Genomic DNA, 1,448 nt, shown 5'->3' on the forward strand with positions numbered 1-1,448 from the left:
CTCCCTTCTCCCCCTCGGGGGAGAAGGGCCGGGGATGAGGGGGCGGGATAGGCACTGTGCCGGTCCTTCCCCCTCACCCCTCTCCCCGCAGGGGAGAGGGGCTTGGTAAGTCACCCTCGTTATCTTTCATCATCGTGGGTGACTCACGACCTTGATGCATGAGAGTTAACGAAATGACAACCCATGCCTCATGTCGACAGCTCCTCAATCATCCGCTTGATCCTATCCGTGCAGGCCTTCAGATCCGCGTCAATCTCCTCCAGCGGGCGCGGCGGGGTGAACTGGTAGAAATGCCGGTTGAAGGGGATCTCGAAGCCCACGATGCCGATTTCCCCGTCCAGGTCGTCGCGCTTGCTCTCGTCGATCCAGGCGTCGGGCACATGGGGTTTCACCTCCCGCTCGAAGTAGTCGAACACGGATTCACCCAGGGGCACATTCTCATTGTCCCGCAGGCTGGTGTCCGGCTCCGGATTACCCTTGGCGTCGGTGCAGATGTCCGCCTCGGGGTCGCGCTCGGACAGGGCGCCCAGGATGGCCTTCATGACCGGGGCGCTCAGCTTCAGGTCCAGATCCTTCAGCGCCGCCTTCAAATCCTTCAAGAAGGCCTCGCGGCCCATGTAGACATGCCCGGCATCCAGTCGCTCGCAGGCGGCCTGGACACCCAGGCGGGTGGTCCCATCCAGCTTCTGGATGGGCTTTTCCTCCAGCAGACGCTGGATGCGCTCGGGGCTGGCCTGGAAGTTGAGCCGCAGCGGGCGCTCCACGGTGATGCGTCGGTAGCCGAAGGCCTCCACCGGGAAGACCCGGCTCTCCTCCGTCTCCTGATAGGCGCCATACAGCCGCACAATCTCCTCGATATCACCATCAGCCACATACTGGCGCTTGCTGCCCAGGGACTTGCGCATCTTGCTGGCTCGGCCGGTGGCGTTGATCAGCTGGACCTGGCCCCGGCGCTCGGCGGGCTTGTCGTTGGAGAGGATCCACACATAGGTGGCAATGCCGGTGTTGTAGAACATGTCGGTGGGCAGGCCGATGATGGCCTCCACCAGGTCGTGCTGCAGCAGGTAGCGGCGGATCTCCGATTCCCCGCTGCCGGCCCCACCGGTGAACAGCGGCGAGCCATTGAGGATGATGCCGATACGCGAGCCACCTTCCTGGCGGGGGCGCATCTTGCTCACCAGGTGCATCAGGAACAGCAGTGAGCCATCGGACACCCGGGGCAGACCGGGGCCAAAGCGCCCCTCGAAGCCCTTCTGGTTATGCTCGTCGGTAATCGCCTTCTGGACCTTTTTCCACTCCACCCCGAAGGGGGGATTGGAGAGCATGATGTCGAAGCGCTGGCCGGCCAGCTGATCATCGGAGAGGGTGTTGCCCAGCTTGATCTGCTCCACCGCCTGGCCCTTGATGAGCATGTCCGCCTTGCAGATGGCGTAGGACTCGGGGTTGAG

1 protein-coding gene is annotated in these 1,448 nt (G+C 63.3%); it reads right to left on the reverse strand.

From position 1 onward, the window contains the following. Positions 1 to 188: 188 nt before the first annotated feature. The coding region (locus LPW29_RS15105) for an HsdM family class I SAM-dependent methyltransferase (RefSeq protein ID WP_238628698.1) at positions 189 to 1,448 on the reverse strand (1,260 nt) is incomplete at its 5' end.

The organism is Ectothiorhodospira sp. 9100 (genome assembly GCF_022227565.1).
Classification (GTDB): domain Bacteria; phylum Pseudomonadota; class Gammaproteobacteria; order Ectothiorhodospirales; family Ectothiorhodospiraceae; genus Ectothiorhodospira; species Ectothiorhodospira marina.